Origin of the sequence: Mesorhizobium sp. BAC0120 (assembly GCF_033542235.1) — a bacterium.
Classification (GTDB): Bacteria; Pseudomonadota; Alphaproteobacteria; order Rhizobiales; family Rhizobiaceae; genus JAWRCU01.
This window is the reverse complement of record NZ_JAWRCU010000002.1, coordinates 370,665-392,978: the sequence shown is the minus strand read 5'-3', so window position 1 is coordinate 392,978 and position 22,314 is coordinate 370,665. Positions and strand designations below refer to the sequence as shown.

Annotated in this window: 24 protein-coding genes; 12 read left to right on the top strand and 12 right to left on the bottom strand. The window is 63.6% G+C overall.

Annotated elements, in window-relative coordinates:
• The first annotated feature begins 375 nt into the window (after nt 1-375).
• Both SAZ10_RS05335 and SAZ10_RS05330 read left to right on the top strand, forming a co-directional pair.
• Nucleotides 376-1,488 (top strand): pyridoxal phosphate-dependent aminotransferase, encoded by a 1,113-nt coding sequence (locus SAZ10_RS05335; RefSeq protein WP_318608145.1) that lies wholly within the window; start codon nt 376-378, stop codon nt 1,486-1,488.
• Nucleotides 1,489-1,544: 56 nt separating this feature from the next.
• The gene (locus SAZ10_RS05330) at nt 1,545-1,829 is read left to right on the top strand and encodes an acylphosphatase (protein ID WP_318608144.1); all 285 of its coding nucleotides are present in this window, start codon (nt 1,545-1,547) and stop codon (nt 1,827-1,829) included.
• 7 nt (nt 1,830-1,836) lie between these two features.
• Here the strand turns inward: SAZ10_RS05330 and SAZ10_RS05325 are convergent, their stop codons facing one another.
• The 5 genes from SAZ10_RS05325 to SAZ10_RS05305 all read right to left on the bottom strand — a co-directional run bounded on the left by SAZ10_RS05325 (nt 1,837) and on the right by SAZ10_RS05305 (nt 4,838).
• The gene (locus tag SAZ10_RS05325; protein WP_318608142.1) at nt 1,837-2,826 is read right to left on the bottom strand and encodes a helix-turn-helix domain-containing GNAT family N-acetyltransferase; all 990 of its coding nucleotides are present in this window, start codon (nt 2,824-2,826) and stop codon (nt 1,837-1,839) included.
• A 55-nt stretch (nt 2,827-2,881) separates the two neighbouring features.
• The gene (locus SAZ10_RS05320; RefSeq protein WP_318608141.1) at nt 2,882-3,229 is read right to left on the bottom strand and encodes a DUF488 domain-containing protein; all 348 of its coding nucleotides are present in this window, start codon (nt 3,227-3,229) and stop codon (nt 2,882-2,884) included.
• Nucleotides 3,230-3,253: 24 nt separating this feature from the next.
• Nucleotides 3,254-3,916 (bottom strand): phosphoribosyltransferase, encoded by a 663-nt coding sequence (locus SAZ10_RS05315; RefSeq protein WP_318608140.1) that lies wholly within the window; start codon nt 3,914-3,916, stop codon nt 3,254-3,256.
• Nucleotides 3,913-4,596: an alpha/beta hydrolase gene (locus tag SAZ10_RS05310; protein WP_318608139.1), complete on the bottom strand. Its 684-nt coding sequence runs from the start codon at nt 4,594-4,596 to the stop codon at nt 3,913-3,915. The genes SAZ10_RS05315 and SAZ10_RS05310 overlap by 4 nt, the downstream gene beginning before the upstream one ends.
• A 92-nt stretch (nt 4,597-4,688) precedes the next feature.
• Entirely contained in the window at nt 4,689-4,838 is a 150-nt protein-coding gene (locus SAZ10_RS05305) for a peptide ABC transporter permease (RefSeq protein ID WP_318608138.1), read from the bottom strand.
• A gap of 103 nt (nt 4,839-4,941) precedes the next feature.
• On the opposite strand from SAZ10_RS05305, the gene SAZ10_RS05300 reads away from it, so the two are divergent.
• Entirely contained in the window at nt 4,942-5,409 is a 468-nt protein-coding gene (locus SAZ10_RS05300; protein ID WP_318608137.1) for a YbhB/YbcL family Raf kinase inhibitor-like protein, read from the top strand.
• A gap of 90 nt (nt 5,410-5,499) precedes the next feature.
• Here the strand turns inward: SAZ10_RS05300 and SAZ10_RS05295 are convergent, their stop codons facing one another.
• The 3 genes from SAZ10_RS05295 to SAZ10_RS05285 all read right to left on the bottom strand — a co-directional run bounded on the left by SAZ10_RS05295 (nt 5,500) and on the right by SAZ10_RS05285 (nt 9,003).
• On the bottom strand, nt 5,500-5,706 hold the full coding sequence (locus SAZ10_RS05295) for a sugar phosphorylase (protein WP_318608136.1): 207 nt from the start codon (nt 5,704-5,706) through the stop codon (nt 5,500-5,502).
• Nucleotides 5,707-5,805: 99 nt separating this feature from the next.
• Complete coding sequence (locus tag SAZ10_RS05290) at nt 5,806-6,729, bottom strand: DMT family transporter (RefSeq protein WP_318608135.1); 924 nt, start codon at nt 6,727-6,729, stop codon at nt 5,806-5,808.
• A 192-nt stretch (nt 6,730-6,921) separates the two neighbouring features.
• Nucleotides 6,922-9,003 carry an ATP-dependent helicase gene (locus SAZ10_RS05285; protein WP_318608134.1) on the bottom strand — a complete coding sequence of 694 codons (2,082 nt, stop codon included), beginning with the start codon at nt 9,001-9,003 and terminating at the stop codon, nt 6,922-6,924.
• Between the two features lie 133 nt (nt 9,004-9,136).
• On the opposite strand from SAZ10_RS05285, the gene SAZ10_RS05280 reads away from it, so the two are divergent.
• The 4 genes from SAZ10_RS05280 (at nt 9,137) to SAZ10_RS05265 (ending at nt 13,786) form a co-directional block, all read left to right on the top strand.
• Nucleotides 9,137-9,802, top strand: coding sequence for a TetR/AcrR family transcriptional regulator (locus SAZ10_RS05280; RefSeq protein ID WP_318608133.1), 666 nt, complete (start codon nt 9,137-9,139; stop codon nt 9,800-9,802).
• Nucleotides 9,768-10,928, top strand: a complete 1,161-nt coding sequence (locus SAZ10_RS05275) for an isovaleryl-CoA dehydrogenase (RefSeq protein ID WP_318608132.1) — start codon at nt 9,768-9,770, stop codon at nt 10,926-10,928. The genes SAZ10_RS05280 and SAZ10_RS05275 overlap by 35 nt, the downstream gene beginning before the upstream one ends.
• A gap of 326 nt (nt 10,929-11,254) precedes the next feature.
• Nucleotides 11,255-12,862, top strand: a complete 1,608-nt coding sequence (locus tag SAZ10_RS05270) for a carboxyl transferase domain-containing protein (RefSeq protein ID WP_318608131.1) — start codon at nt 11,255-11,257, stop codon at nt 12,860-12,862.
• 195 nt (nt 12,863-13,057) lie between these two features.
• Complete coding sequence (locus tag SAZ10_RS05265) at nt 13,058-13,786, top strand: hypothetical protein (RefSeq protein WP_318608130.1); 729 nt, start codon at nt 13,058-13,060, stop codon at nt 13,784-13,786.
• 22 nt (nt 13,787-13,808) lie between these two features.
• Here SAZ10_RS05265 and SAZ10_RS05260 read toward each other — a convergent pair whose 3' ends face one another.
• The gene (locus SAZ10_RS05260) at nt 13,809-14,699 is read right to left on the bottom strand and encodes a DMT family transporter (RefSeq protein ID WP_318608129.1); all 891 of its coding nucleotides are present in this window, start codon (nt 14,697-14,699) and stop codon (nt 13,809-13,811) included.
• Nucleotides 14,700-14,860: 161 nt separating this feature from the next.
• On the bottom strand, nt 14,861-15,958 hold the full coding sequence (locus SAZ10_RS05255) for an adenylate/guanylate cyclase domain-containing protein (RefSeq protein ID WP_318608128.1): 1,098 nt from the start codon (nt 15,956-15,958) through the stop codon (nt 14,861-14,863).
• A 158-nt stretch (nt 15,959-16,116) separates the two neighbouring features.
• On the opposite strand from SAZ10_RS05255, the gene SAZ10_RS05250 reads away from it, so the two are divergent.
• The 5 genes from SAZ10_RS05250 (at nt 16,117) to SAZ10_RS05230 (ending at nt 20,360) form a co-directional block, all read left to right on the top strand.
• The gene (locus SAZ10_RS05250; protein WP_318608127.1) at nt 16,117-16,578 is read left to right on the top strand and encodes an SRPBCC family protein; all 462 of its coding nucleotides are present in this window, start codon (nt 16,117-16,119) and stop codon (nt 16,576-16,578) included.
• A gap of 10 nt (nt 16,579-16,588) precedes the next feature.
• Nucleotides 16,589-17,131: an O-acetyl-ADP-ribose deacetylase gene (locus SAZ10_RS05245; RefSeq protein WP_318608126.1), complete on the top strand. Its 543-nt coding sequence runs from the start codon at nt 16,589-16,591 to the stop codon at nt 17,129-17,131.
• A 45-nt stretch (nt 17,132-17,176) separates the two neighbouring features.
• Entirely contained in the window at nt 17,177-17,938 is a 762-nt protein-coding gene (locus SAZ10_RS05240) for a VOC family protein (protein ID WP_318608125.1), read from the top strand.
• Between the two features lie 119 nt (nt 17,939-18,057).
• Nucleotides 18,058-20,022 (top strand): acetyl/propionyl/methylcrotonyl-CoA carboxylase subunit alpha, encoded by a 1,965-nt coding sequence (locus tag SAZ10_RS05235; protein ID WP_318608124.1) that lies wholly within the window; start codon nt 18,058-18,060, stop codon nt 20,020-20,022.
• Complete coding sequence (locus SAZ10_RS05230; RefSeq protein ID WP_318608123.1) at nt 20,019-20,360, top strand: hypothetical protein; 342 nt, start codon at nt 20,019-20,021, stop codon at nt 20,358-20,360. The genes SAZ10_RS05235 and SAZ10_RS05230 overlap by 4 nt, the downstream gene beginning before the upstream one ends.
• 63 nt (nt 20,361-20,423) lie before the next feature.
• On the opposite strand, the gene SAZ10_RS05225 is transcribed toward SAZ10_RS05230, so the two are convergent.
• Nucleotides 20,424-21,545 (bottom strand): ABC transporter substrate-binding protein, encoded by a 1,122-nt coding sequence (locus SAZ10_RS05225; protein WP_318608122.1) that lies wholly within the window; start codon nt 21,543-21,545, stop codon nt 20,424-20,426.
• 266 nt (nt 21,546-21,811) lie between these two features.
• Nucleotides 21,812-22,078, bottom strand: coding sequence for a sel1 repeat family protein (locus SAZ10_RS05220; RefSeq protein ID WP_318608121.1), 267 nt, complete (start codon nt 22,076-22,078; stop codon nt 21,812-21,814).
• Nucleotides 22,079-22,314 lie beyond the last annotated feature (236 nt).

Below are 22,314 nucleotides of genomic sequence, written 5' to 3'. Positions count from 1 at the left end.
AGTGCCCCCTCCCCCTTGTGGGCCCTGTTTGTGGGGAGGGATTCAGGGTGGGGGTGCCTCGCGATTGCCTTGCAAGGTTAGCTGAAGCAGACGGCACCTTCGGCTTGGTTTGGAGCGCGTCGCACCCCCACCCTGAATCCCTCCCCACAAAGGGGAGGGGGCATCAGCGCCGTGCCTTCCATATGCGGTCCCCTTCCCCGTAAACGGTGAGGATCTACGGCACGGCCAGCCGCGACTCAGGGCCCTCCCCTGCGACGCTGAGGATAAGCCGATCGCAGTCCACTCTCGACTCGCTCTGGAATTGGAATCGCATTCGTTGCACCGTTGACCAAACGCCGCTATCGCAATTGGCGCTAAAGAAACGGAGCCATCCGCATGTCGCCGCATCCGCTCACAACGCGTCTTGTCCAATCGCTGCCGGCGACAGTGCCTTTCGTCGGACCGGAGGCTCAGGAGCGCACGCGAGGACGGGTTTTCCGTGCTCGCATCGGCGCCAACGAAAGCTCGTTCGGTCCCTCACCGCGCGTCATCGCAGCTATGAATGCGGCTGCTCCGGAACAATGGAAATATTGCGATCCGGACAATCACGACCTCAAGGCTGCGGTCGCCGAGCATCATCGCGTTCCCTTCGAGAATGTCATCGTCGGCGAAGGGATCGATGGCCTGCTCAATTTGGCGGTCAGGATGTATGTCGAGCCGGGTGATGCCGTCGTGACCTCGCTCGGCGCCTACCCGACCTTCAATTTCCATGTGGTCGGCTTCGGCGGAAGGCTGGTCACAGTGCCTTACGAAAACGATCGTGAGAGCCTGGACGGGCTGCTCGCTGCAGTCAGGCGCGAGAATGCGAAGCTGGTCTATCTCTCCAATCCCGACAACCCTATGGGCACATGGTGGGAGTCGGACGAAGTCGTCCGTTTTGCCGCGGCGCTGCCTGAAACGACCATGCTCATCCTCGACGAGGCCTATGGCGAGACAGGCCCTGCTTCCGCGCTGCCGCCCCTCGATCCGGAGCGTCCGAACATCTTGAGAATGCGAACATTCTCGAAGGCATATGGACTGGCCGGGATACGCTGCGGCTACGCAGTCGGCGAGCGGCAGGTGATCAGCGACTTCGAGAAGATCCGCAATCACTACGGCACGAGCCGGATGGCGCAGATCGCGGGCGTCGCCGCGCTCGCCGACCAGGCCTATCTCGGCGAGGTGCAGAAGAAAGTCGCGGCGGGCCGCGACAAGATCTCTGCGACCGCCCGCGCCAACGGGCTCGTGCCGATACCCTCCGCCACCAATTTCGTGACCATCGACTGCCGCGCCGACGGCGCCTTCGCGCTCAAGGTACTGCAGGCGCTGATTGCCCGCGATGTCTTCATCCGCAAACCGATGGCGCCCGTGCTCGACCGCTGCATCCGAGTGAGCGTCGGGCTCGATCACGAGCTCGATATTTTCGCGGAAGAGCTGCCGGGAGCACTTGCCGTCGCACGCGGCAACTGAACAGGAAAATCCCGGAAGACGGAACCTGCCAGGACGCTCGATCCTTTACTCAGGCGATGACAGACGATCTTTATGCGCTGAAGGTGACGATCACCGGCCGAGTGCAGGGCGTGAACTTCCGCGCCTGGACTCTGGCCGAGGCCGAAAAGCTTGGCCTCGACGGCTGGGTGCGCAACGAAGACGACGGCTCGGTTGCGGCGCTGATCGGCGGATCGAGAGGCAAGGTCGCGGCAATGATCGGCCTTCTCAACCGCGGTCCCCGGACCGCATTCGTCGCGGATGTGACCACGGTCGAGGCCGACCCGGGGGACCTGCCGCGAGGATTCAGCATTAGGCGCTGACCCCGTCCTACAGCGCCAGCTCCCAGAACTGCCCGTTCAGATCCTTGCCGAAACTGTGGTGCCGCTCTTCGCTGACGAGCTTGAAACCGGCGCGCTCATAAATTCGCCGCGCGTCGGCAAGCACGTCATTGGTCCACAGCACCATCTTGCGGTAGCCGACCCGGCGCGCCGTCTCCATACATTGTGCGACGAGCTTGGAGCCGATACCGAGGCCACGGGCTTCCCGCTCGACATGCAGCAGGCGAAGCTGCGCCTCCTCCTCGCTCTTGCGCACCAGGAAGACTGCGCCGGCCCGGACGCCGTCCAATTCCGCAATCCAGCAGAATTCCTTGCCGGGCACGAAATTGCGAATGAAGCTGGCGCCGATCTCGGCAACCAGCGCCTCGTAGGTGAGGTCCCAGCCATACTCCTCCGCATAAAGAACGGCCTGGCGATATACCACCCAGCCTACGTCACCGGCTCGATGCGGCCGCAGTATAAGCTGGGGCTTTTCCCTGGCCGGACCGCCCAGCAGCTCCGCCGTCTTCTGCAATGCATGGCTGAGCTCATGGAGCTTTTCGTCGGGAAGGCTTTGGATAAGCCGCGCAACGTCCTTGTTGGCCGCAGCCTGGAGCTCGCCGAGCTCCGCCTCGCCTGATGCGGTCAGAGCAATTATCCGACGCCGCCCATCTGCTGGATCGGCGCGAACGTCGATCAGGCCGGCCGCTTCGAATTTCCTCAGGATGCGCGTGAGATAGGCCGGATCGAGCCGCAACTCCTCCGCAATCTCCGAAGCCGCCGGGCCTGCGCTGAGGACAGTGGCGGAGGCCGCGAACTCCTGTTCGCCGGCAAATTGCGGGGCAGCCCTGCTCGTTCGGTGCCCAAGTTCGAAAAGCACGCGTGCCTCGGTCAGCGTGTAGGGGCTGGCCGTCAGCGTCTCTTCGAGAAGGCCGGTCGTGCGGGTGTAAAAGCGGTTGAAGCGGCGGATTTCGCCAATCAGTTCAGTTCGATCACTCATTGCGGATACCTCGGGTGAGGTCCGGCAATTTCCGAAATTTAGTGGACTGAGTCAACTATCCTTGCAAAACATCTCGCAGCACGATCGCATTGTTGTGGTCGGTATCCTTGGCGGCATAGAGCAACGTTACCTTGTCCTCGGCATTGACGCGCTGCCGCAAAGCGGTGACTGCCGGCTCGTTCCGCTGGAGCTCCTCGCTGTAGCGGCGCTGGAACTCGGACCATTTGTTCGGATCGTGGCCGAACCAGCGGCGCAGCTCGGCGCTCGGAGCCACGTCCTTGAGCCAGAGGTCAACGCCGGCCTCCTGCTTGTCGAGGCCGCGTGGCCAAAGCCTGTCGACCAGGATGCGGAAACCGTCGTCATCCTGCTTCGGCTCGTAAATGCGCTTCAAACGGATCCGCACGGGCGCCTCTCCTTAAAGTCGAAATCATCCCGGACTTGCGCCGGCGCGCGACTCGGCAAGAAGCCCTATGACATCCTCGTCCGATGTCTGGCTGAAGTCCACATAGTGGACGCCGACCGCATAAAAGGGATCGGGCGAGTGGAGACACACGATCTCGTTGCAGTAACCCGCAAGCTCACCGAGTGTCTCCCGAGGCGCCACCGGCACGGCCAGCACGAGATATTGCGGCTTGCTTCGCGCAATTCCGCTCAGTGCCGCCTTGACGGTAGCCCCCGTCGCGATGCCATCGTCGATGACGATGGCCGTATGCCCTTTCAGGTCGGGTGGAGGCTCATTGCCACGATAGAGCTGTCGCCGACGCTCGATCTCATCGAGCTGACGCTTGGTTTCCGCCTCGATGTAGCCGGGCGGAGGAACTGCGAGGCGGACGACCTCGTCATTGATCACGGTTTCCGGGTTGGCGCCGTCCACAACCGCGCCGAGCGCGAGCTCTTCATGGCCTGGCGCGCCTATCTTCCGCACCAGCACAACATCGAGCGGCGCGGCGAGCATCTTTGCCACCTCGAAGGCCACCGGCACGCCGCCGCGTGGCAGGGCAAGCACCACCGGCTCGGTTCCGGCAAAGCGTCGCAATGCCTCCGCCAATTGGCGACCGGCATCGCTGCGATCCTTAAAGAATATCCTCATGGAGCAGCCCCCTGACGCGTCGCAAAATGATCGAGGAACCAGCGGCTGGCATGGTCCACGACCTCATCCAGCGTGCCGGACTCCTCGAAGAGGTGGCTAGCACTTTCAATGATGACGAGTTCGCAAGTCCCGCTGATGCGCCTCTGCGCGGTGCGGTTGAGGTCGATAACGGCCCCGTCCAGGCCGCCGACAAGAAGCAGGGTCGGCGCGTGGACACGCTGCAGGGCCTCGCCGGCAAGGTCGGGCCGTCCGCCGCGAGAGACGATTGCTGAAATCCGGTCATCGCCAGCGGATGCGACCAGCGCCGCACCAGCGCCGGTACTGGCGCCGAAATAGCCGACCGGCAGCCGCGATAGATTTGGGTCTTGCGCGGTCCAATCCCTGGCCATGCGCAGCCGCGAGGCGAGCAAGGGGATGTCGAAGACATTTGCCCGGTCCAGTTCTTCAGCCGGCGTAAGCAGATCGAGCAGCAGTGTCGCAAGCCCGCAATTGCGCAGAGCGAGGGCAACGTAGCTATTGCGCGGGCTCAGGCGGCCACTACCGCTCCCATGAGCGAAAATGACCATGCCGCGCGCATGATCCGGTAAATCGAGAAAGGCCGGCAGTTGTAGCGGACCGATCGTAACGGGCCGATGCTCATGCTCGGCCACAATTCTCCCGTTTCGGGCAGATCGCGCCATCTTAACGCTCCCGGATCGGATACATCATTCGAATGCTCCGGGTTCGGCCCTTATGTTTTACACCAAGGACCGCGCCTGCGTAACGCTTCACCTCAGGCAAATTGCATCACCAGGGCGAGAACGACCAGCCCAACCAATCCGGCGACGAAGATGATCCGCCGCGTCCGCGTCCGCAGGATGATCTCGCCCTGGCGTACGTCCTCAGCCGAATAGACCGGCCGTTCGGATTTGTTCGTGGCCATAGCTGCCTCCCCATCTCGGTAGCAAAACCACAGCTCCTTTCAGAGGTTCCGGAACAGTTACGTGCCTGTCTGGTTTTTCGATCAGCAGATCAAGGAGACCGTCATGGCATTCACTCTCGAGAGCCCTGCGTTCCGCGATGGCGAAGAGATCCCGCGCAAGTTCTCTCGCAAAGGCGAAAATGTTTCCCCACCGCTCAGCTGGAAAGATGCTCCGGCGGAGACCAAAAGCTTCGCGCTCGTCGTCGAAGATCCCGACGCTCCGTCCGGCACCTTTCGCCATTGGAGCGTATACGACATCGCTCGGGAACGCTCAGACTTGCCGGAGGGAACGACCCCCGGCGCCAAGACCGAAACGCTTGGCCACGGCGTCAATGATTTCGGCAACGCGCATTACGACGGACCGCAACCTCCGAGAGGGCATGGCGTCCATCATTATCATTTCCGGCTTGCCGCGCTCGACACCGAGACCCTGCATCTTGGCCCGAAGGCAAGCATCGACGATATCTGGACGAAGGCGCGGCCGCACATCCTCGCCGAGACGGAGCTGGTGGGCACGTTCGAGAACCGTTAAAGCGGTGCCCGATCAAATTGGATGCTCACGCGGAACTCACCAGCGTCGTTTCCGCGGAACCCATTTTTCGGCCAAGTATCGCGGGCCTTCTCACCAGCGGATGACGAGCACCCGTTCACTGCCGTCGTTCAGGTCGATTGCCTCGGTGCCGTCGGCCTTGCTCCCGCCCACCTTCGCCTTGTCCACATACTCGATGCTGTCGATATTGACGCCGAAGGCCTCGTCGACCTCAGCGGCGCAAACAACGGTCTCGGGCGGGAGATCCTTCACCTGCTCCAGCAACTCGCGCAGCGTCATAAGGCATCTCCTTCTGTCATCATCGCCGTGGCGACGGGATGCCGAACTGAGCGCCCGAAAAAATGTTCCGACGAGGCCGGCTCGGCAGCCCCCCGCAAGTCAAGGCATATCGCGGATCACCGTCTCGGGCGCGACCACCTTATCGACCACCTTCTGGCGGTGGAAGATGAACAGGCCGGCGAGCACGATTACCGCCGAGCCGAGCAGGATCTGGCGGTCAGGCAGGTCTGCGAAAAAGATATAGCCGAAGATGACGGCCCACAGCAGCAGGCTATAGTGCAGCGGCGCAAGCGCCGAAGCCGGAGCGAGCTTCAGCGCTCGCGTGATCATGAGATGCGCGCAGCAAGACACCACGCCGAGCAAGAGCATCGCGAACCAGTCGAGCGGCGCTGGCGAGTGCCAGCTCGACAGGCTGAGGACGGCTCCCCCGAGCAGTGCGCCAATCGTCTGCCAGGTGACCAGAGTTCCGTCGCTGGTTGCACGCAGCCTGCGGTTGAGAATGATCCCAAGCGCGAAGCTCAGGCTGCCCACCAGCGCGAAGAGCGAGGCAAGCGACAGCGAAGCCGATGACGGACGTAGTGCGATGACGACGCCGACGAAGCCGACAAGGATGGCCACCCAGCGGCGCCAGCCGACCTTCTCGCCAAGCAGGAGATGCGAGAGCGCGGCCACGTAGATCGGGCCGGCCATGTAGAACGTCATCACATCGGCGAGCGGCAGATAGACCACGGCCGCATAGAACATCATCGTGTCAGCCGTAACGAACACGACCCTGAGCAGCTGCAGGAGAGGCCGTTCCGGTCTCAGCAGCTCGCGCAGGCTCTGGCGCGCGATCATTGGCCCGAGCACGATGAATGCGCCCAGGGAGCGCACCAGCACCACCTGCCCTACCGAGAAGCTCGCCACCAGCCATTTCCCCATCGCGTCGTTGAGCGCAAACAGGAAATCGCCGCCCAGCATCAACAGCGCGGCGGCAAGAAGCAGGTTCCTGCCACCAAAGAACCGGAACGGGGAGGAGGTCATGTATTTCTCGAATCTTTCGGGCCGGGCCGGCAGCGATCTACCTGAAACGCGGCTGGTCCGGAAGAATCCACGAGAGGGCGGTTGGCGGCCCAGGGAAGTGCCGGGGACCGTTTACTTTCCGCAGAGAGGCCGTGGCGCTTGAAAGCTAGGCAAGCGGAAAAGTAAACTGTCCCCTGCGCAACGCCTATCACCTTAGCGCCACATCCCTCGCATGCGGCTCTTGAGATCGATCCGGATATCCGGTTGCGGGCTCCGGCCCGCTGCGCCGGCGGTGGCAGGCCATACGGAGCGCTCGAAATAATCCAGTGTGCGGTCGGGGATAAAGCGGGTCCGCGACGCATAGACATGACGGTCGCCGCGCCCCGGCTGGTTGTGCACGTAGAAACGCTGGGGCGCCATCAGGTGAAGCGAATCCTTCGCCCGCGTCATTGCCACATAGAGGAGCCGCCGCTCTTCCTCGAGGTCTTCCTTCTCACCGGCGCCAAGGCAGGCCGGGATGCAGCCGTCGACCACATTGAGCACGAACACATTCTTCCATTCCTGCCCTTTGGCAGAATGGATGGTCGAGAGGATTAGGTAGTCCTCGTCGCGATGCGGCGGACCGGCACGGTCGCTGCTCGCCGCAGGCGGATCGAGGGTGAGCTCGGTAAGGAAGCGTTCGCGGGATGGGTAGCTCGCGGCGATCTGCTCGAGCTGCATGAGGTCGGCGCGGCGCGCCTCGGCATCCTCATGGATGCGCTCCAGATGCGGCTCGTACCAGAGCCTCACCTGTTCGAGATCCGCCGGCCATGCGGCCGATCTCTCCCTCACGTCCTTGAAGAGGGCCACGAAGCGAGGCCAATCGGCTTCGGCCCGCTGCGGCACGCGCACGGCAGCCAGACCCATCGTCGGGTCGAGCGAAGTCTCCATCGCGTCGATCACTTGTCCGGCCGTCGACGGGCCGACGCCCGGCATGAGCTGCAGGACTCGAAAACCCGAGACGCGGTCGCGCGGGTTTTCGGCAAAGCGGAGCATGGCCAGCATGTCTTTCACATGCGCAGAATCGAGGAATTTCAGCCCACCGAACTTCACGAAGGGAATGTTGCGACGCGTCAGTTCGACTTCGAGCGGACCGCTGTGGTGCGACGTACGGAACAGCACCGCCTGCTCCTTGAGCCGCGTACCGGCCTCGCGTTCGGCAAGCACCGCCTCGCAGACATAGTTCGCCTGACCTGCATCGTCGCGTACGGTGACGAGGCGCGGCTTCTCCGAAGATTTCCGTTCGGTCCAGAGGTCCTTGGTGAAGCGCTCTTCGGCTTCCGCGATGACGGCATTGGCCGCAGCCAGGATCGTGTCGGTCGAGCGATAGTTGCGGTCGAGTGTGACGATATCCGCTGCAACGGGGAACAGCTTCGGGAAATCGAGGATGTTGCGCACCTCGGCGGACCGGAACGAATAGATCGACTGCGCATCGTCACCGACGACCGTGATACCCGCGCCGTCCGGCTTGAGTGCCATCAGAATCGAGGCCTGCAGGCGATTGGTATCCTGGTATTCGTCGACCAGGATGTGATCGAACCGCGCGCCGAGATGTTCGACGAGCGCCGGCTCCGCGGCCATCTGCGCCCAATAGAGCAAGAGGTCGTCGTAATCGAGGACGTTCTGCGCCTGCTTAGCTTCAACGTAGGCTGCGAACAATCCCTTCAATTCCGCCGCCCATTCGAAGCACCACGGAAAAGCCTTACGCAGCACATCCTCGATCGGCATTTCGGCATTCACCACGCGCGAATAGATGGCGAGGCAAGTGTTCTTGGCCGGGAACCGGCTTTCGGTCTTCGACAGGCCGAGCTCATGCCGGCAAAGGTTCATCAGGTCGGCCGAGTCCTCACGGTCGTGGATGGTGAAGGCCGGGTCCAGCCCGATCTCCAGCGCATAATCGCGCAGGAGCCGCGCGCCGACGGAGTGGAACGTGCCGGCCCATGTGAGGCCTTCCGTCAATGCCGTCGCCTTGTCGCCAAGGACGTCGGCGGCGATACGCCCGACGCGCCGCGTCATTTCCGCGGCGGCACGGCGCGTGAAGGTCATCAGCAGGATGCGGCGCGGGTCGGCGCCGTTCACGATGAGATGCGCGACGCGGTGCGCCAGCGTATTGGTCTTACCGGACCCGGCGCCGGCGATGATGAGCAGCGGGCCGGCAACCCGCCCTCCCCCATGCTCAACCGCCATGCGCTGGCCGGCATTGAGCCGGTCGAGATAGGTGGCTTGAGTTCCCGAATCACGAAACGCAACGTTCATGTCGGCATGAAGCCTTGTTTCCTTTTCGTTCGCAAGCAAAGGGTCCCACGACGAGTGACCTGTTACCGACGGCCCGGAAAGGTGCGTTGAATTAATTGAACGTTTGTTTTATTACTGTTCGAGGGAGGCAGGCGTGGCAAGAACGACAGGCTCCGACGGCGAGAAGACCCAAGCTGCGATACGCTCGGCGGCGCTCGTTCTGATGGCGCGGCACGGCTATGAGGCTGTGTCGATGCGCGCGTTGGCCAATGAGGTTGGGGTCCAGGCCGCCGCGCTTTACCGCTACTTCCCGACCAAGGAGGACCTCCTCTTCGCGCTGATGCGCGAACACATGGAGGGGCTGATCTCGGCCTGGGAGGCTGCACGCCCGGTCTCGACCGATCCCGTAGCGCGGCTCGCCGCCTATGTCGCCAACCACATCCGCTTCCATATCGATCGCCGTCACTCGACGCATGTCTCCAACATGGAGCTGCGCAGCCTTTCTCGCGACCGGCTGTCGGCGATCCTGAAGCTCAGAACGGCCTATGAGAAGGCTTTGCGGACGATCTTGCGCGACGGTACCGAACAAGGTGTCCTCGCGGTGGATGACATTGGCCTGACCGCCATGGCGATCATTCAGATGATCACCGGCGTCATCGTCTGGTTCCGCCCCGACGAAAGGCTCTCTGTCGAGCAGGTGACCGAGACCTATCTCACCATGACGATGCGGCTGGTGGGTGCAGGCCATGACGGCAACAGGGCCGAGGACGACAAAAGGCAAGGCAATGTACACGAACACGCTGAACTTCGCGCTCGGTGAGGATATCGACGCGCTGCGCGACATGGTGCGCCGCTTCGCGAGCGAGAGGATCGCTCCGCTCGCCGGCGAAATCGACCGTTCGAACGACTTCCCGATGCCGCTCTGGCAAGAGCTCGGCAGCCTCGGCCTGCTTGGCATCACCGCCAATCCCGACTTTGGCGGTTCGGGCATGGGGTATCTCGCCCATGTGATCGCGATGGAGGAGATCAGCCGAGCCTCGGCAGCCGTCGGCCTCTCCTATGGCGCGCACTCGAATTTGTGCATCAACCAGATCAATCGCTGGGGCACGCCCGAGCAGAAGGCCAAATATCTGCCGGACCTCTGCTCCGGGGCGAAGATTGGCGCGCTCGCAATGTCCGAAACAGGCGCCGGCTCCGACGTCGTGTCGATGAAACTGCGCGCCGAAATGCGCAACGACCGCTATGTCCTGAACGGCTCCAAGATGTGGATCACCAACGGTCCGGACGCCGGCACGCTGCTGGTCTACGCCAAGACCGAGCCGACCATGGGCTCGCGCGGCATCACCGCCTTCATCATCGAGCGCGGCATGAAGGGGTTTTCGGTCGCGCAGAAGCTCGACAAGCTCGGCATGCGCGGCTCCAACACAGGCGAGCTGGTGTTCGAGGACGTCGACGTGCCGTTCGAAAACGTCGTGCACCAGCACGGCCGCGGCGTCGAGGTGCTGATGTCGGGCCTCGACTATGAGCGCGTGGTGCTGGCCGGCGGGCCGCTCGGCATCATGGCTGCCTGCCTCGACGTGGTCGCGCCCTATGTGCGCGACAGACGCCAGTTCGGCCAGGCGATCGGCGATTTCCAGCTCGTGCAGGGCAAGCTCGCGGACATGTACACCACGTTCAGTGCCTGCCGCGCCTATGTCTATGCGGTGGCGGCCGCTTGCGACCGTAGGGAGACGACCCGCAAGGACGCCGCCGGCTGCATCCTCTACGCCTCGGAACGCGCCACGCAGATGACGCTCGATGCGATCCAGCTGCTCGGCGGCAACGGCTACATCAACGGTTACCCCGCCGGCCGACTGCTGCGCGACGCCAAGCTCTACGAGATCGGCGCGGGAACGAGCGAGATCCGGCGCTGGCTGATCGGACGCGAGATCATGGCGGAAAGTTGAGGGCTTTCCGCTCGCAGTAGGGCTCGGGACCGAACAATGTTACCGCCGACGAACGTCTGGTGATTACTTCGTGAAAACCGTAACAACTTGCACGAACGATGATAGACTTTGACCGTTGGCGCTGCCCCTCACCCTTACCCTCTCCCCGTGAAGGACGGGGAGAGGGGGGCATCAGCGTCGCCGTCAATCGTCTCCCGAGGAGGCGAGGCGCCGACGTCGGCGCCCCCCTCTCCCCGCGTGCGGGGAGAGGGTAAGGGTGAGGGGCAGCGCTAACGGTGAAAGTTTGAAGCCGCTGGCATTAATTTAGCCCCTTTAGATGTGAAGCAATGCCACCCATCCACTCTCAAATCTCCCCCTCCTCCGAGACCTTCAGCGCCAACACCGAAAAGATGCGCGCGCTGGTCGCCGACATCCGCGACAAGGCCGTCCAGGTCGAGCGCGGCGGCTCCGAGGAGGCGCGGCAGCGCCATGTCTCGCGCGGCAAGCTGCTCCCTCGGGAGCGGCTGGCGCAGCTTCTCGACTTCGGCTCGCCCTTCCTCGAGATCGGCCAGTTCGCAGCCTGGGATATGTATGGCGGCGACATCGCGTCGGCCGGCATGATCGCCGGCATCGGCCGCGTCGAGGGCCGCGAGGTGATGGTCGTCGTCAATGACGCCACCGTGAAGGGCGGTACCTACTATCCGCTCACCGTGAAGAAGCACCTGCGAGCGCAGGAGATCGCGCTCGAGAACAATTTGCCCTGCATCTATCTGGTCGATTCAGGCGGCGCGAACCTCCCCAACCAGGACGAGGTGTTCCCCGACCGCGAGCATTTTGGCCGCATCTTCTACAACCAGGCCAACATGTCCGCCGCCGGCATCCCGCAGATCGCCTGCGTGATGGGCTCGTGCACCGCGGGCGGCGCCTATGTGCCGGCAATGTCCGACGAGACGATCATGGTGAAGAACCAGGCAACCATCTTCCTCGGCGGCCCTCCGCTGGTGAAGGCCGCAACCGGTGAGGAGGTGAGCGCCGAGGAGCTTGGCGGCGCGGAGGTACATACGCGTGAATCCGGCGTGGCCGACCACTATGCCGAGAACGACGAGCATGCGCTCGCCATCGTGCGCCGCATCGTGAAGAACCTGAACCGGGTGAAATCCGTAAGCGTCGCCTTACAGAAGCCGCGCGAGCCGCTCCATCCGGCGGACGAGCTCTATGGCATAATCCCGACGGATCTGCGTCAGCCCTATGACGTGCGCGAGGTGATCGCACGCATCGTAGACGGCTCCGAGCTCGACGAGTTCAAGGCCAATTACGGTGTCACGCTCGTCACCGGCTTCGCCCATATCCACGGGATCCCAGTCGGCATACTCGCCAACAATGGGGTGCTCTTCTCGCAGAGCGCGCTCAAGGGGGCGCATTTCATCGAGCTCTGCTGCCAGCGCAAGATCCCGCTCGTCTTCCTGCAGAACATCACCGGCTTCATGGTCGGCCGCAAATATGAGGCTGGCGGCATCGCCAAGGACGGCGCCAAGCTGGTGACCGCGGTCGCTACCGCGCGTGTTCCGAAGGTGACGATGATCATCGGCGGCTCGTTCGGCGCCGGCAATTACGGCATGTGCGGGCGCGCCTATTCGCCCCGGTTCCTCTGGATGTGGCCGAACGCCCGCATCTCGGTGATGGGCGGCGAGCAAGCCGCCACCGTGCTCGCCATGGTGAAGCGCGAAGGGATCGAGCGCAAGGGCGGCACATGGTCGGCGGCAGAGGAGGCAGAGTTCCGCGCGCCGATTCTCGAAAAATACGAACGCGAGGGTCACCCTCTCTATTCCTCCGCCCGCCTCTGGGACGACGGCATCATCGACCCGGCAAAAAGCCGTGAGGTGCTGGCGCTGTCGCTCTCCGCCGCGCTCAATGCGCCCGTCCCTGAAACAAAGTTCGGCATTTTCAGGATGTGAGCAGCATAGTCCGGAAACACAGCCTCGATAGTTCCTCCTCCGGCGACGTCGAGCATCCAACCCATTGTTCGAACGCCTATGGACGCGGCAGTCGCCGCGCTTACACGCGGCTTGCGATACGGCTGGCGCCTTGACGGTCAGCACGGCTGGTGGTGCGCCAGCCGAAGCTTCCGATGCCACAGCCCGGAGTATCCCTTGGAGACCGTCACACTTCTTCTCACCCGCTGGCCGAAGGACGAGTTCATCTACGAACGGGGCGTCGGCCCCGATGGTTACAACAACGACGAAGTCGACGGTCTCACTGACGCGGAGCGCGGCGCGCTCTACCGCTCCGCCGGCCGTCCCCTCACGATGCCAGCGAACCGAGTGCGCTTTAGCGGCCTGTGGGGCACGATGTTGATGCTCATCGGCGGGCCGATCCGCATCGCGCATTTCGATCGGCAGATTGGCGACGAGCTCCGTGACGACGAGGAGGAGATAGAACTCACCATAAACCACCGGACGATCTATGTGGCGGTGAAGGGAACCATTGCAGAGACGCGGCGATACACCACCATTGAACGCTACCGCACCGACGATGGGCGGGTAAACAAGTGGGACTTCGGCTATGTGCGGATGGTCAGTCGTGAGCAACCGTATGGTTTACACCCCGAGCGCAACAGCGTGGTGAAAACGCTCCGCCCGGGACATGACGGTCTCTGCCTTCGCGTGATAGGCGGAGCCTCCGCGCAGCAGCAGGCTATCCTGATTCACGAGGCGCCGAACATTACCTGGGTCACGGGCTGCATCGGGCCACGGCCACACGGTGACCGCCGACCCTTCCCGAACACTCCAGGCAATCCGGCGGACCGGACAGTGCGGGAAATTGTCGGCGAGGTGACGCGGCGCGGCGGCAAAGGCAGCTTGTTCGTGTTGAAATCGTAGGGATAGCAAACCGAAGCCAACGTCACAGCCGATTCCGCGAGAACGGATTCCACCTCACCGTGCCGAGCCTGATCCGTTCGCGCACCAGCGTGAGCATGCCCGCGCCGCCGATGACCGCGAGACCGACCAGGCTGATCCAGTCCGGATATTCGGCGAAGAACACGGCTCCGATCACCACCGCCCAGGCCATCTGCGAATAGTGCGTCGGCGCAATCTGGTTGGCGGGGGTGATCCGGGTCGCAAGCAGTTGCAGCCGGTGGCCGGCGGCCGTGCACGCGCCGGTGAGCACCAGTAATGCGAGGAGCTTCGGGCTGGGCATCGTGAAGGAAGAGGTCGCGGCCGCGGCAACGCCGTTGAAGACCAGGCTGTATCCAACCAATGTGGCGAGCATGGATGTCTGCCTCTCGCCGGCGAGCGAACGCATCAGGATGATCGTCGTCGCGCCGAGGAAGGCGACGACGATAGCCGCGAAATGGCCCGGCTCCAGCGCGCGGAAGCCCGGCCGGACCACGAGCAGCACGCCGGCGAAGCCCATCGCAACCGCCAGCCAGCGCCAGGGCCCGACCTTCTCCTTCAAGACGATGATCGAGAGCAGCGTGACGAACAGTGGTGCGAGGAACATCAGCGCATAGGTTTCCGCCAGCGGGATCGTGGTGAAGGCGAAGACGCCGAGCACGCCGGCGGCGAGCCCGGAAGCCGCGCGCGCTTGCACGGCCCAAGGCCGCTGCATGACCCAGAAATGCCGCCATTTCTCCCCATCCGGCTTCAGGAAAAAGAGGAAAACGGAGGCGAACAGCGTGTTGAAGAAGCCGATCTCGAAGACCGAGAGATGGCCGCCGAGCGCTTTGATAATGCCGTCACCCCACGCATAGATCGCGTAGGCAGCAAGGGCCAGGAAAATACCGCTGTGCAAGCTCGGGAGGCTTTCTCAGGCTGGGAATAGAGCGCTTGAGGCGCGGCCGGCAGGCGCCGACTCGGGCCGATGGCAACTCCAGCATGAGAAATTGCCGATTAGCAAGCCTGCCGGTGCTGGAAACAGGCCAGCGCTCTTCTCGCGTGCCGCACGACCTACCCTCAATCCTCCGGCAGCGTGAACACGGCACAGGGCTCGGCGATGCCGCGCAGCATATGCTCACCCAGCGGAACCAGAGGCGCCTTCGTTTCGGACGCCACCGCACCCGAGATCAACACGCTGCGGTCGAGCGGCTTGCAGAGGCCTTCGAGCCGGCTGACCAGGTTCACGGCAGGGCCGATCGCGGTGAAGTCCAGCCGGTCGGCGGTGCCGATATTGCCCCAGAACACATCGCCGAGATGGAGCGCGAGCCCGAAGGGGAGCGGCGGCGAACCTTCCCGGCTGCGCGCCTCGTCGAGGTGGTCCATGCCGGCCCTGGCGGCGGCGACGGCACTGAGCGCGGCCTCGCAGGCGACAGAGGGTGGCTGGTCCGTGATCGGAAAGATCGCGAGCACGCCGTCGCCGATGAATTTCAGCACCTCGCCGCCGAAGGCGTGAACGGCGCCGGCGACGCGATCGAACCAGCCATCGAGCGCGGCGATCACCGCTTCCGGAGCCAGGCTTTCGGAGAGAGCGGTGAAACCTCGCAGATCGCCGTAGACTAGCACCGCGCGGATCGTCTCGCCGGCCCCGCGACGCGACCTCCCGGCCAGAACCTGGGATGCGCTGCGCTGGCCGAGATAGGATTGAAGCAGGTCCGTGAGCGTCAGTCGCGTACCCAAGGCGGCGAGCGGGGCCACGGCGAAACGCGCTGTCTCACTGAGGAGCTCGGCTTCGGCGGCGGTAAGGGAGCGCGAAAGCCCCCACGACAGGAGGGGGGTCTCCGATAGCCGGCCGCTTTCCGCCGTACCGGCGACATGTTCATTGACTGCCTCCGCGCCAATCCCTCTCAGCCAGTCACTGCCTGGCTTGCCCGCATCGGCGGCCCCGGGGAGACCCACCCCAAAGCCAAGCGACTCGATCACCTGTCCGTTCTGGGCCCGCCACAGCCAGGTGCGGCGGGCGATGATCGGATGCGGGGGTGCCAGCGTCAGCGAGCCGCCGACGAGCGGCATTCCGTCGGCAATCAGACGGGCGCCGAGCATCGCCAGGAAGTCGTCGGGCGGGGCGATGGCACCGGCGGTGTCGACCAGCCAGGCAAGCGTTGAAGGTAGTCGCATATAGCCAATGATGCAGCAACGGACAGCGCTTTGTCATGTATGTGCCGCAGTCACGGAGGATTTTCTTGCATGAGGATACGATTTCGCTTGCAATGAAGCATGGCGGTTAAACGCCCGAGCCGGGTCAAACTGCACAGCCTTTGCCGAAGGAGCTTCCCATGGCCGAACCTCTGGTGGTCCGACGCGAGGTCCAGATCGCGGCGCCGCCCGCGACCGTGTTCGCTTTTCTCACAGACCCTGAGAAGATCCTGCGCTGGATGGGCACCGAGGCGGATGTGGAACCACATGCCGGCGGCCTCTACCTCGTCAACGTCAGCGGCAAGGACATCGCCCGAGGGCGATTCATCGAGGTCATTCCCGTCCACCGCCTCGCCTATACTTTCGGCTGGGATCAAATGGATGGCAAGGACGGGCGCAAAGAGATGCCGCCGGGATCGAGCCTGATCGAGATCGACCTGATCGAGGAGGCAGGCGGGACGCTGCTGCGCCTCACCCATAGCGGCCTGCCCGACGCCGAGACCTGCGCCAGCCATGAGGAAGGCTGGATCCATTACATGGGAAGGCTGGCCGTCGCCGCCGCTGGAGGCGATCCCGGGCCAGACAGGCATCGGACGACGTGACGGAGACGCCATGACTCCAGAGGCATACCGCATGAGCGTCATCGTCGCCGACATCACGACGCTCGACGTCGATGCCATCGTCAATGCCGCCAACGCCACGCTGCTCGGCGGCGGCGGGGTAGATGGCGCGATCCACCGCGCCGCCGGCCCGGAACTCGTCGAGGAATGCCGCATGCTCGGCGGCTGCGACACGGGTGATGCCAAGATCACCAAGGCCTATCGCCTGCCCACTCGCCATGTGATCCATACGGTCGGGCCGGTCTGGCGCGGCGGCAACCGCGACGAGGCGGAGCGGCTCGCGTCCTGCTACCGCCGCTCGCTGGAGCTCGCCGCCGAGCATGACTGCCGGACGATCGCCTTCCCGGCGATCTCGACTGGCGTCTACGGCTATCCGAAGGGCGAGGCGGCAGAAGTCGCCGTCCGCTCCGTCTTCGGCTTCCTGGCAGCCAGCGATCTCCCCCAGAGCGTGATCTTCTGCGCGTTCGACGAAATGTCAGCAGAGTTGCATCGACGTGCGCTGGAGAGCTTTGCGCCACCGTCCGGCGAAGCCTAGGATGCACGCGGGCGAGGGAGCTGACGTCAACCCGGGAGGCACGACATGGCTTCGAACTTCGTCTGGTACGAGCTGATGACAAGCGATGTGAAGGCCGCGGAGGCCTTCTACAAGGATGCAGTGGGCTGGACGCCGGAAACGTGGCCCGGCGCCGCCATGCCATATGTGATCATGAAAGTCGGCGACCGGGGCGTTGCCGGGCTGATGACGATCCCCGAGGAGGCGCGCGCCATGGGCCAACCGCCCGCCTGGCTCGGCTATATCTACGCCAGGGACGCCGACGCCACGACGGAGGCAATTCGCAAGGCCGGCGGCACGGTCCATCGCGAGCCGGCCGACATACCAGAAGTCGGCCGCTTTGCCGTTGTTGCCGATCCGCAGGGCGCCATATTCATGCTGCTGTCGCCGAAAGGACCGGACCAGGCTTCTCTGCCCGCCCGGACGCCCGGCACCATTGGGTGGCACGAGCTCTACACGACCGACTGGCAGGCGGCGATCGACTTCTACTCCGGCCAGTTCGGATGGACCAAGGATGAAGGCCACGACATGGGAGACATGGGGATCTACCAACTGTTCTCGGTCGACGGCCAGCAGATCGGCGGCATGATGAACAAGCCGCCGCAGGTGCCGGTGCCGGCCTGGCTCTACTACTTCACCGTACCCGACATCGACGCGGCCGCAGAGCGCGTCAAGAAGGGCGGCGGCAATGTGCTCATGGGCCCAATGGAGGTGCCCGGCGGGAGCCGGGTCATCCAGGCCCAGGATCCGCAGGGCGCAATATTCGCGTTGATGCAGCCGGCCGGCTGATCGGCTTGCCGCTCGGGTTTCCGCCGGGGCAGTTTACTTTCTTTCCGCAGAAAGGCAGGGATGTTTCCAGGTCTGGATGGGCGGAATAAAGTAAACCGCGCCCTGCTGCTGGAGGCTCGATGTTCCGCAAGATCCTCATCGCCAATCGCGGCGAGATCGCAGCCCGAGTCATTCGTACGACTCGGCGGCTCGGCATCGCCACAGTCGCCGTCTACTCGGAGGCAGATGCCAAGGCGCTGCATGTGACGCAAGCCGACGAAGCGGTGCATATCGGCCCGGCCCCGGCCGCCGAGAGCTATCTCAGCGGCGACAAAATCATCGAGGCGGCGAAAGCGACCGGCGCCGAGGCAATCCATCCCGGCTACGGCTTCCTCTCGGAAAATCCCGACTTCGTCGACGAAGTGACTGCGGCAGGTCTCGTCTTCATCGGTCCCTCGGCTGCCTCTATCCGCGCCATGGGGCTGAAGGACGCCGCCAAGCGGCTGATGGAGAAGGCGGGCGTGCCGGTCGTGCCCGGATATCACGGCGAAGACCAGGGGCTGGTGCTGCTCGCCACCAAGGCGCGCGAGATCGGCTATCCCGTGCTGATCAAAGCGCGCGCCGGCGGGGGTGGTAAGGGAATGCGCCGCGTGGACGATCCCGACGATTTCGCGGAGGCGCTGTCCGCGGCTCGGCGCGAGGCGAAAGCAGCCTTCGGCGACGACCGCGTGCTCGTCGAGAAATATGTCGAGAAGCCGCGCCACATCGAGGTGCAGGTCTTCGGCGACAATTTCGGCAACGTCGTCCATCTTTTCGAGCGCGACTGCTCGGCGCAGCGGCGCCATCAGAAGGTGATCGAGGAGGCCCCTGCCCCAGGCATGACGGACGCGATGCGCGCTGCAATGACGGGCGCCGCGGTGAAAGCCGCGCAGGCGATCAAGTATTCGGGGGCCGGCACGGTGGAGTTCATCGTCGACGGTTCGCAAGGACTTTCGCCCGACGGCTTCTGGTTCATGGAAATGAACACGCGCCTCCAGGTCGAGCATCCGGTAACGGAGATGGTGACCGGCATCGACCTCGTCGAATGGCAGCTGCGTGTCGCAGCCGGCGAGAAGCTGCCGAGAGCGCAGGAGGAGATCCGGTTCGACGGCCACGCTTTCGAGGCGCGCATCTATGCCGAGGACCCGGCGAAGGGCTTCCTGCCGGCGACCGGGACGCTGCATCACCTGCGCTTCCCGGCGGAAGGCAAAGCGCCGAGGGTCGAGACCGGCGTGCGCGCCGGCAATTCGATTTCGCCCTTCTACGACCCGCTGATCGCAAAGCTGGTGGTGCACGGGCCGGATCGCCCGGCCGCGCTGGCCGCGCTCGGCCAAGCGCTGATCGAAACCGAAATTGCCGGCTCGACGACCAATCTCGCCTTCCTGTCGGCGCTCGCGGCGGATCCCGACTTTGCCGCAGGCGATGTCGATACCGGCCTCATTGCTCGCAAGCAGAACGAACTCACCAGGACGCCCGCGCCGGACGAACAAACGATCGCGCTCGCCGCTCTTGCCGCCGCGGACAACCGTAGCGAAGCACCCATTTCGGACGATCCGTGGTCGGGATTCGCAGCCTATTCTCATTTCAATCCGGTGGCGCGGAAGGTGGAACTGAGCTATGGCGAGATGGAATTCGCGGCCTCTGCTATGCTCCTGCCCGGCGGCCGGGCTGAAATCAGGCTGGATGGCCATGACAGGGCATTCTCTTTCGATCTCGACCAGGCTCTGCGTGCGGCGCACTGGCCCGGGCACATCACGCTCTTCAGTCCCGCCGGCAGCTGCACTTTCGTCGTGCCGAACCCGTTCGAACGCGTCGCCGAGGCAGTCGCCGGTCATGAGGCGATCCGGGCGCCTATGCCGGGCCTGGTCAAGTTGGTGCGCGTCGGCAAGGGAGAGAGCGTTGCGAAGGGGCAGCCGCTGCTGGTGCTCGAAGCCATGAAGATGGAACACGCGATCGCCGCACCGCATGACGCGGTCGTTGCCGAGATCGTTATCGAGGGCGCGCAGGTGACGGACGGCACGGTGCTGGTTCGATTCGAGGCTGCGGCTGGAAAGGGCCCGACGTGAGCCAAGACGGGGCGCCTGAAAAGAAACCACCTTCCGCACCGGGCCTCCCGGTCGGTTACAGGCAAGGCGTCATCACCGCGATCACGGTTATGCTTGCCTTTTCGCTCTATTTCCTGCGCTTCTGGAATTTCGAAGCGCCCGGCGCATGGAATTCACTGTCGGTGGTCGCCGCCGGCCTGATCGTTATCGCGATCCTTATCCAGCTCGTTGCGCTCTGGCGCTCGCTGCAGATCGCCGACGAACGCGAGCCGGTCTACCGGCGCACCCTCCAATGGTTCCTCGCGGGGATAGTGGCGGTGCTCCTCGGCGTTATGGTCGCAAGCCTGGCTTACGCTTGAGGCCTGCATCTAAAAAAAATGGCCGGGACAATGCCCGGCCATTTCTTGATACGGACGAAGCAACTATTCCTGCAGCTTCGAATATTTGCCGTCGTGCCAGACATTGATGTCATAGGCGGCGTTCTTGATGTCGCCCTTTTCGTCGAAGGTGATCGGCCCGATGACGGTGTTGATCGGCTCGCCGTTCTTCAAGGCCGCAGCAACGGCCGCCGGGTCGTCCGAGCCGGCCCGCTCGATGCCCTGGGCAAAAGCCTGGATCACGGCATAGGTGAAGAGCGTGAAGCCTTCCGGCACGAAGCCGCCCTTCTTGATCGCCTCGACCGCCTCCTTGGCTTCCGGCTTCGACTGCGGGTCGGCCGGGAAGACGAACAGCGTGCCCTCGCCTGCGGGACCGGCAATCTGCCAGAATTCAGGCGTGGCGATGGAATCGGGCATGATCAGCTGGAACTTGAAGCCGGCCTCGGCCGCCTGGCGCAGGATCAGGCCGGCCTCGTTGTGATAGCCGCCAAAGTAAACGACGTCCGCCTTCAGATCCTTCAGCTTGGTCACGAGCGCGGAATAATCCTTCTCGCCCGCATTGATGCCTTCGTAGAGGATCTCTTTCAGGCCGTCCTTGTTCATCGTCGCCTTGACGGCGTCCGCCACGCCCTGTCCGTAAGCGCTCTTGTCGTGCAGGATGACGACGTTCTTGCCAGCATATTTCTTGGCGATCCACGGGCCGATGAAGGCGCCCTGCGCATCATCGCGCGTGTAAAGGCGCATGATCGTCGTCCAGCCGTTCTTGGCCGCATCGTCGGTGAGCAACGGGTTCGACGAGGCCGGGCTCATCATCAGAAAGTTGCTCTCGGCATAGACGGCGGAAGCCGGAATGCTCGAGCCCGAGCAGGCATGGCCGTCAATGAACTTGATGCCATTGGCGACGATGCGGTTCGCCACCGACACTGCCTGCTTGGGATCGCACTGATCGTCCTCGATCGCAAGCTTGATCTGGCGGCCCATGACGCCGCCTTTGGCATTGATCGCGGCGGCCGCGGCTTCGGCCCCGTGCTTGAACTGATCGCCGATTGTGGCGAGCTGTCCCGTCATCGGGCCCACGACCGCAAAAGTGATGTCGTCGGCAAGGGCCGCCGTCGCGCCGAGCGCCCAGCTCAGCAGCGCCGCGCCCAAAACTGTTTTCATTCTCATTGTAGTTTCCTCCATGGTCAGCACGTCATCCGATTCCATAATCGACGTGCTTCGGCAATGCCATCTCCGCGTAGCAGTCCGGCAGTGCCAGTCACTCTGGCGCAGATAGGCCATGAGATGAATGAGCAAATAGAAAGCCGCGCCGGCTTTGTTCCTGCCGGTCGCGGCTTTTTTGTCGGCACCGTCCCCCAGGCATCCCATGCCCGATCCGTGCCATGCCCTTGCGCCAGCGTGTTGGAGCACGTCCGGCGGAAGGAACTCACTTCTCAGTGCATCGTCATCCATTCGCGCGCTTCGCGGAGCGCCCGGGCGATCTCCGCCTTGGTCATCGACGCCGAAAGCTCCGCGCGCAGTTCGGCGGCGCGGGCCGAGCCCTTGATAGCCGCGATGTTGAACCATTTGTGCGCGGCGACAATGTCGGTCTCGCAGTCGCGACCCGTCGCATACATCATGCCGAGCTCCAAAAGGATGTCGGCCTGAGCATTCGAACCGATCGAGCCGATGCCTGCTTCAAGAATTTCAAAACGTGCCATTTTTCGTCCCCTGTCACTCTCCTGAGAGGCGTTTCTTTGTCCCCGAAACGCTCCCGTCCGATGGTTCAGGAGGATGAGGCGGAGCCTTGAATCCGCCGTTAAATGGCTTGCTTAATTTGCCGAAAACAAAGCTAAAACAATGGGTAAACGCGAGAAACCATTAACGATACGGATGCCGGATTTACCGACACTTCGCCGAAAATGATCGGAAAATTCTGGCCCCTGATATCAACTCC